The following is a 7,222-nucleotide window of genomic DNA, read 5'->3' as shown; positions in this document are numbered from 1 at the left end:
CCACTCCCCTGCAGGAGGGCATGGTATTGACGCTAGAACCCTCGCTTGGCTACGGCGACGGGTTGATTATGGTGCATGAAGAGAACATTGTCATTCGTGCGGAAGGGGCAGAGCTGCTTACCCGCCGCGCAGCACCAGAGCTGCCGGTTATCTGACCGGCGCCGATGAGGCCTGAAGAGAAATAGCTGTTGTCCTTTGGCTTTGATCCGCGCTTTATCGGGGCATGGATGACAAAGATCTCGACATACTAAAACTGATGCAGGGCAATGCCCGCCTAACCGCCGACTCGCTGAGCGCAGAGGTGGGCCTGTCGCCGGCAGCGGTGCAAAAGCGGCTCAAACGTCTGCGGGAGTCTGGCGTCATTCAAAATGAAATCGCCGTGCTGTCGCCGCAGAAGCTGGGGCGCGAGATGACGGTGATAGTGGAGGTGACGCTGGAGCGTGAAAGCCGTCAGCATCTGGATGCCTTCAAGCAGCGCATGCGGGGGGCTCCTCAAGTGCAGCAATGCTACTATGCCACTGGCGCAGCGGATTTTGTCCTGATTGTGGTGACCAAGGATATCAAGGAATACGAGGCCTTTACCCAAGAGCATTTCTTTGATGAATCCAATGTCAGCCGCTTCAACAGTTCCGTGGTGATGGAACGGGTCAAGGTCTCACTGGATATCTTGTAGGTTCAACAGACCCGCCCGACCAAAGGCAGTTTGCCTGTTTGGTCTGATCCTTTGGCTTTACAAGGCAAGAACCGTAAGCCTGAAGGTGTACTCACCAATTCTGGCCGCTAGTATTTCATCATACTGTATTCGAACTGGGATCGAACACTGTCTGAACCGGAGGATCGGATGTTTCTAAAGAACGCGTGGTACGTCGCTGCTTGGGGTAACGAAATCAGCCATGAGCTGAAACAGGTAAAGGTGCTGGGAGAGAAGATCTGCATGTTCCGCCGACAGGACGGCGAAGTGATTGCCTTGGAAGATGCTTGCCCACATCGCAAACTGCCGCTGTCCAAGGGGCGGATCAAAGATGATGCGGTGGAATGTGGCTATCACGGCCTGACCTTTGATTGCGCCGGCCAATGCATCTGGGCGCCAGGGGGCGGGCGCATCCCATCGGCCGCGCGGGTGCGGCCCTACCCAGTCCATGAGAAATACGGGTTGGTCTGGATATGGATGGGCAATGCTGCGATCGCTGATATTGAAGAGATCATTGATATTGCGAATTTTGACAATCCGGACTGGGGGCTGAACCGAGGCGCGGCAATGGAGTTGCAGTGCAATTATCTGCTGATGTGCGATAACTTGTTAGACCCTACTCATGTCGCCTGGGTGCACCAATCTTCCTTTGCCGCGCCCGCGACCAAGGATACGCCGCTGCGGGTCAGCAAGACTGACGAAGGCATCATTGTGCATCGCTGGATGATGGATCACGAACCCGCACCTTTTTACAAAAAGGTGATCGAGTTTGAGGGTAACTGCGACCGCTTGCAGCACTATGAGGTGCGCTATCCGGCTCATGCGCTGATCCGGGCGGTGTTCACTCCGGCAGGTACGGGCGGCCCGGATGGCCCGTTGCATGACAAGACCTTTGTCATGGACAGCTACAACTTCATGACGCCAACAACGGAGGCTGAGACCCGATACTACTGGTTCCAGCTGCGCAATCTTCGCCCCGATGACGCGGAGCTGTCAAAAATGATGAGCGAGGACGTGCGGGCCGCCTTTGAAGAAGATCGGGCCGTGCTGGATGCGGTGCAGATCGGCCTGGTCGAGAAGACCTCGCCGCATATCGATCTGAGCATTGATGCCGGCCCGCTGCGGTTCCGTCGTCAGCTGGAGGCAATGATTGCCGAAGAGGCGATGCTGGACAAGAAGATGCAAGCCTGAGAAAAGCCGGGGCAGTAGATCTTTGCCTCGACCAGTCAATCTATACACATAGACAAAAAGCCTTTATGCTTGTGCTTAATTGAGCGGCAGGCAGGCATCATGAAGGCAACATTTCGAGACGTCAAAGCAGACATCATGGCCAAGATCACTTCGGGGGAATGGTCTCCCGGTGGTTTGCTGCCCAATGAGATGGACCTGGCAGAAAGCTATGGCTGCGCCCGCGCGACGGTAAACCGTGCCATGCGTGAACTGGCTGACGAAGGCGTGGTTGAACGCCGCCGCAAGGCCGGCACACGGGTGCGTATGGCCCCCCTGCGGCAGGCGCGGTTCTCCATCCCCATCGTGCGGGCCGAAATCGAAGCGCAGAATGCCAGATATCGCTATGCGCTGGTGAGCCGGACCGTTCTGGAAGCACCCCATTGGCTCTGCGCGCGCCTGCAACTTGCCCAGGGGTCTTCGGTTTTGCACCTACTTTGCATGCACTACGCCGATGGCCTTCCCTATCAATACGAGGATCGCTGGATCTCCCTGTCGATGTTGCCCCAGGCAAGGGAGGCGGATTTCACCGAGTTGGGACCAAATGAGTGGCTGGTCTCAACGGTACCGTTTTCGGATGCGGAAATCGCCTTTTCCGCCACCGCGGCGACGCCTGAATTGGCAGAATACCTAGGCTGCGCCCAAGGCGAAGCGCTGTTTACCGTTGAACGCTCTACCTGGCTGAAGGAAGAGGCGATCACCTTTGTGCGTCAGACTTTCCGCCCCGGTCACCGGATGACGACGCGGTACTGAGATGAAGCTTTTCTATTCCACATAGTCCGGAGTCACGGAGATGACCCTTGCTGATCTGTTGAAAGAGTATTCAGAACGGCCTGACTATCAGGCGTTGGAGACAGGCTGTCACGATGTTCACACAAAGGATGCTTTTGGAAACCCGCCAATTTCTGTGGCTGCGGTGCGCGGTCACGCGGATGAAATTGTCCTGTTGTTGAATGCAGGCGCAGATATCGATGCCAAGGGTGAGCACGGATACACGGCGCTGCATGAAGCAGTTGAACAGGGGCATTTTGATATCGTGAAGTTGCTCATTGAGCGCGGGGCGAATGGGACGATCAAAAACGACTTTGGCGACACGGCAGCCGAGCATGCAGAGATCATGGGTGAAAAACAGATCCTGACCCTGTTGACCATCTGAGTGGAGACTAAAACTGGCCGCAAAAGGCAATGCCCCCAGCGGCCAATTGGTGGATGTTTTAGTCAGGCTTGAGATTTAGTTCCCGAGGATACCCGGTAGGCGCAGATTGTGCACGCGGGCGCAGGTCTTTGCCTCCTCATAGCCGGCATCCGCATGGCGCATCACGCCCGAGGCCGGGTCATTCCACAGAACCCGCTCGAGCCGCTTGGCGGCTGCATCAGTGCCATCGGCGCAGATCACCACGCCCGAGTGCTGCGAGAACCCCATGCCAACGCCGCCACCATGGTGCAGCGAGACCCAGGTGGCGCCAGATGCAGTATTGGTCAGCGCGTTTAACAGCGGCCAGTCTGACACGGCATCTGACCCATCCCTCATCGCTTCGGTTTCGCGGTTGGGTGAGGCCACGGACCCGGAGTCTAGATGATCGCGGCCAATCACCACGGGCGCGCTCAGTTCGCCATTTTTGACCATCTCGTTGAAGGCAAGCCCGGCCTTGTGGCGGTCGCCCAGGCCGATCCAGCAGATCCGCGCTGGCAGGCCTTGGAAGGCGATGCGCGCGTCCGCCATGTCGAGCCAGTTGTGCAAATGAGTGTTGTCGGGAAACAGCTCTTTCATCTTGGCATCGGTTTTGCGGATGTCTTCGGGGTCGCCAGACAGTGCCACCCAGCGAAACGGACCAATGCCGCGACAGAACAGCGGGCGAATATAAGCGGGCACAAATCCAGGGAAGTCAAAGGCGTTTTCCAGCCCTTCCTCCAGCGCCATCTGGCGAATGTTGTTGCCGTAGTCCACCGTGGGAATGCCCATGTTGTGGAACTTGCACATGGCATCCACCTGCACCCGCATGGAGGCACGGGCGGCCTTTTCCACTGCTTTAGGGTCGCTCTCGCGGCGGGTTTTCCATTCTCCCATCGTCCAGCCCAGCGGCAAATAGCCATTGACCGGATCATGGGCCGAGGTCTGATCGGTGACGATGTCAGGCCGCATGCCGCCGGCCTCGGCACGGCGCAACAGCTCGGGGAAGATCTCTGCCGCATTGCCCAAAAGGCCGACGGATTTAGCCTCGCCCGCCTTGGTCCAGCGCTCGATCATCTCCAGCGCCTCGTCCAGGCTTTCGGCCTTTTCGTCCAGGTATTTGGTGCGTAGACGGAAATCGATGCTGTCAGGATTGCACTCTACCGCCAGGCAGCAGGCCCCGGCCATAACCGCAGCCAGGGGCTGCGCGCCGCCCATGCCGCCAAGCCCACCGGTCAGAATCCATTTGCCCGTCAGATCGCCGCCATAGTGCTGGCGTCCAGCCTCGGCAAAGGTCTCGTAGGTACCCTGCACGATGCCCTGGGTGCCGATGTAGATCCAGGAGCCGGCCGTCATCTGGCCATACATCATCAGGCCCTTTTTATCGAGCTCGTTGAAATGATCCCAATTGGCCCAATGGGGCACCAGATTGGAATTGGCGATCAATACCCGCGGCGCGTCCTCATGGGTTTTGACAATTGCCACTGGTTTGCCGGATTGCACCAACAGGGTCTCATCCGCTTCCAGGTCCTTGAGGCTGTCGACGATGAGGTCAAAATCATCCCAGGTGCGCGCAGCACGGCCAATGCCGCCATAGACCACCAGCTCATGCGGGTTTTCGGCCACATCCGGATGCAGGTTGTTCATCAGCATCCGCATGGGCGCTTCGGTCAGCCAGCTTTTGGCCGTGATCTCAGAGCCGGTCGGCGGGAAAATGTCGCGGGTGTTCTTGCGGGGATCGGTCATGTGGTACCTCCGGTCTGAGGAGCCCAGTTTGCCAGGCTAGTGAGAATATGGTGCAGGTGGGCACGCAGGCGGTTGGCTTTGGTCTGGTCATAGGTCCAGGGCGCGGCCTCGGCGCTGAGATAGGTGGACTGCGCCAGTTCCATCTGGATAGCGTGCAGCCCCTCGGTGGGGCGGCCATAGTGCCGCGTGGTCCAGCCGCCCTTGAAACGACCATTGAGCACCGCGCTATATCCTTTGGCCGCAGCGCAGGCATCAACCACGATCTTTTCAATGGCGGCATCACAGGTGCTGCCCATATTGGTGCCGGTGTTGAAATCCGGCAGGGTGCCGTCAAACAAGAAGGGAATATCGCCCCGGATCGAGTGGCAATCATAGAGAATGGCAAAACCGTGTTTCGCTTTCACCCGTTGCAGTTCCGCCGCCAGTGCTGCGTGATAGGGGGCGTGAAAGCTGTTCCGGCGGCGCTCGATCTCGGCCTCTGTCGGGGGTGTTGACCAGATGTCATTGCCGTCAAAATCCGTCAGCGGCACAAGGGCGGTGGTGTTCTGACCGGGATAAAGCGACTGACCCAAAGGGTCGCGATTGGCGTCAATAACATAGCGGTGGAACGTAGCGCGGACGGTTGTTGCCCCGTCCAAAACCCCTTCATAGAGCCTGTCTATGTGCCAATCGGTATCATCCACCCCCCTGCCCCGCGTGTTGAGCTTGGCTTCGATCTCGGGTGGTACATAGGTGCCGGTGTGCGGCTGACCCAGAACAATCGGACTGTCGCCACGGGTGATTTCAACAGGCGCGATCATCAGGAAAGCTCCGGCATGGCGATATCGGTGCAATGGGCAATGGTCCCGTCGGAAATCAGGGCAGAGGCCGCTTCGATATCCGGCGCGGTATAGCGGTCATCCCCCAGGGGTGGCACCTGCGCGCGCAGTCTGGCTATGACCTGTTGCAAGGCCTGGCTGGTGGGCAGCGGTGCGCGGAATTCAACGCCCTGCGTCGCACAAAGCAGCTCGACACCCAGAATGCGCTCCAAGTTCACGAGCATCTGCCCCAGACGTCGCGCGCCATGGGCCGCCATCGATACGTGGTCTTCCTGGTTGGCAGAGGTCGGTGTGCTGTCGGTGACGCATGGATTGGCCAGATGTTTGTTTTCGCTCATCAACGCTGCGGTGGTGACCTCGGCGATCATGTAGCCCGAGTTGAGGCCTGGGTTTGGTGTCAAAAACGGCGGCAGGTCGTGGCTCAGCACCGGATCGACGATCAAGGCGATGCGACGCTGGGCAATGGCACCGATCTCGGCAATGGCCAGTGCAATCATATCGGCGGCAAAGCCAACCGGTTCGGCGTGGAAATTTCCGCCCGACACAATCAGATCGGCGCCGGTCAGCACCAGCGGATTGTCGGTGGCGGCATTGGCCTCGATTTCCAGTGTGGTCGCCGCCTGTCGCAGCACATCCATAGCGGCGCCGACAACCTGTGGCTGGCAACGGATGCAATAGGGATCCTGCACCCGGGTGTCATCGTCGCGGTGGCTTTCGCGAATGACGGATCCATCCAGCAGCGCCCGCATCGTGATGCCGGCATCGATTTGGCCGCGATGACCGCGGAGGGCATGGATTTCAGGCTGCAATGGCGCGGTGGAACCCATGATGGCATCTGTGGTCAGTGCCGAAGTTACCAGCGCGCTTTGGGCCGCCTGCCAGGCCCCAAACAGGCCAGCAAGGCCAAAGGCGGTGGAAAACTGGGTGCCATTGATCAATGCCAGCCCTTCCTTGGGGCCAAGCTCAATTGGCGTCAGCCCCGCCGCTGTCAGCGCCTCACGCCCTGACATGGTCTTGCCGCCGAACTCTGCTTCGGCAGCGCCCATCATCACGGCCGCCATATGTGACAGCGGCGCGAGATCACCTGAAGCGCCAACTGACCCTTGGGCCGGAATGACCGGGGTGACGCCATTCTCGAGCATCGCTTCCAGCAGGTCGATGACCGCAAGCCGCACTCCCGAAGCGCCCCGCCCGAGGCTCAGCAGTTTCAACACCATCATCAGCCGCGCGTGGGCGCGGGGGATGGCGGGGCCGACGCCGCAACAATGGCTGAGGATCAGGTTGCGTTGCAGGGTGGCGGTGTCTTCGGCGGCGATCTTGACGCTGGCGAGTTTTCCAAAGCCGGTGTTCACCCCGTACACTGCTGCATCACCGGCGGCTGCGGCGGCAATGCGGGCATGGGCGCGTTCAATACCCGGGCGACAGCTGGGATCCAGACGTACGGCGCATTCTTCGCGAAACACGCGTTCCAATTGTGCCAAAGAAACATCGCCGGGGGTGAGGGTCAATGCTGTCATGACTGGCCTCCAAATATGCGGGCATGAAGCGGGTTGAAGCCGATGCGATAGG

General features: G+C 59.1%; 7 protein-coding genes and 1 pseudogene. 5 read left to right on the top strand and 3 right to left on the bottom strand.

The features are described from left to right. From ABJP42_RS01300 to ABJP42_RS01280, 5 genes and pseudogenes are all read left to right on the top strand, one after another. Positions 1 to 155, top strand: a pseudogene (locus tag ABJP42_RS01300) (M24 family metallopeptidase); the annotation flags it as partial. Positions 156 to 223: 68 nt separating this feature from the next. Further along, positions 224 to 673, top strand: coding sequence for an Lrp/AsnC family transcriptional regulator (locus tag ABJP42_RS01295; protein ID WP_348338088.1), 450 nt, complete (start codon positions 224 to 226; stop codon positions 671 to 673). A gap of 168 nt (positions 674 to 841) precedes the next feature. Continuing rightward, the gene (locus ABJP42_RS01290; protein WP_348338087.1) at positions 842 to 1,882 is read left to right on the top strand and encodes an aromatic ring-hydroxylating dioxygenase subunit alpha; all 1,041 of its coding nucleotides are present in this window, start codon (positions 842 to 844) and stop codon (positions 1,880 to 1,882) included. A 99-nt stretch (positions 1,883 to 1,981) separates the two neighbouring features. Next, a complete protein-coding gene (hutC, locus tag ABJP42_RS01285) occupies positions 1,982 to 2,671 on the top strand; it encodes a histidine utilization transcriptional repressor HutC (RefSeq protein ID WP_348338086.1) in 690 nt (229 codons plus the stop codon). 40 nt (positions 2,672 to 2,711) lie between these two features. Further along, the gene (locus ABJP42_RS01280; protein WP_348338085.1) at positions 2,712 to 3,074 is read left to right on the top strand and encodes an ankyrin repeat domain-containing protein; all 363 of its coding nucleotides are present in this window, start codon (positions 2,712 to 2,714) and stop codon (positions 3,072 to 3,074) included. 75 nt (positions 3,075 to 3,149) lie between these two features. Here ABJP42_RS01280 and hutU read toward each other — a convergent pair whose 3' ends face one another. The 3 genes from hutU to hutH are packed head-to-tail and all read right to left on the bottom strand — an operon-like array spanning position 3,150 to position 7,170. Then, positions 3,150 to 4,835: a urocanate hydratase gene (hutU, locus tag ABJP42_RS01275; protein ID WP_348338084.1), complete on the bottom strand. Its 1,686-nt coding sequence runs from the start codon at positions 4,833 to 4,835 to the stop codon at positions 3,150 to 3,152. After that, positions 4,832 to 5,635, bottom strand: a complete 804-nt coding sequence (gene hutG, locus ABJP42_RS01270) for an N-formylglutamate deformylase (RefSeq protein ID WP_348338082.1) — start codon at positions 5,633 to 5,635, stop codon at positions 4,832 to 4,834. The genes hutU and hutG overlap by 4 nt, the downstream gene beginning before the upstream one ends. Then, complete coding sequence (gene hutH, locus ABJP42_RS01265) at positions 5,635 to 7,170, bottom strand: histidine ammonia-lyase (RefSeq protein ID WP_348338080.1); 1,536 nt, start codon at positions 7,168 to 7,170, stop codon at positions 5,635 to 5,637. The genes hutG and hutH overlap by 1 nt, the downstream gene beginning before the upstream one ends. Positions 7,171 to 7,222: the final 52 nt, after the last annotated feature.

Source organism: Pseudophaeobacter sp. (genome assembly GCF_039971195.1).
Classification (GTDB): Bacteria; Pseudomonadota; Alphaproteobacteria; order Rhodobacterales; family Rhodobacteraceae; genus Pseudophaeobacter.
The sequence above is the reverse complement of the archived record's forward strand: the minus strand, read 5'-3'. Positions and strand labels throughout refer to the sequence as shown.

Excerpts from the sequence above, each read along its gene's own strand:
- ABJP42_RS01295 (WP_348338088.1), top strand. The coding sequence starts at position 224 with ATGGATGACAAAGATCTCGACATACTAAAACTGATGCAGGGCAATGCC.
- ABJP42_RS01290 (WP_348338087.1), top strand. The coding sequence starts at position 842 with ATGTTTCTAAAGAACGCGTGGTACGTCGCTGCTTGGGGTAACGAAATC.
- hutC (WP_348338086.1), top strand. The coding sequence starts at position 1,982 with ATGAAGGCAACATTTCGAGACGTCAAAGCAGACATCATGGCCAAGATC.
- ABJP42_RS01280 (WP_348338085.1), top strand. The coding sequence starts at position 2,712 with ATGACCCTTGCTGATCTGTTGAAAGAGTATTCAGAACGGCCTGACTAT.
- hutU (WP_348338084.1), bottom strand. The coding sequence starts at position 4,835 with ATGACCGATCCCCGCAAGAACACCCGCGACATTTTCCCGCCGACCGGC.
- hutG (WP_348338082.1), bottom strand. The coding sequence starts at position 5,635 with ATGATCGCGCCTGTTGAAATCACCCGTGGCGACAGTCCGATTGTTCTG.
- hutH (WP_348338080.1), bottom strand. The coding sequence starts at position 7,170 with ATGACAGCATTGACCCTCACCCCCGGCGATGTTTCTTTGGCACAATTG.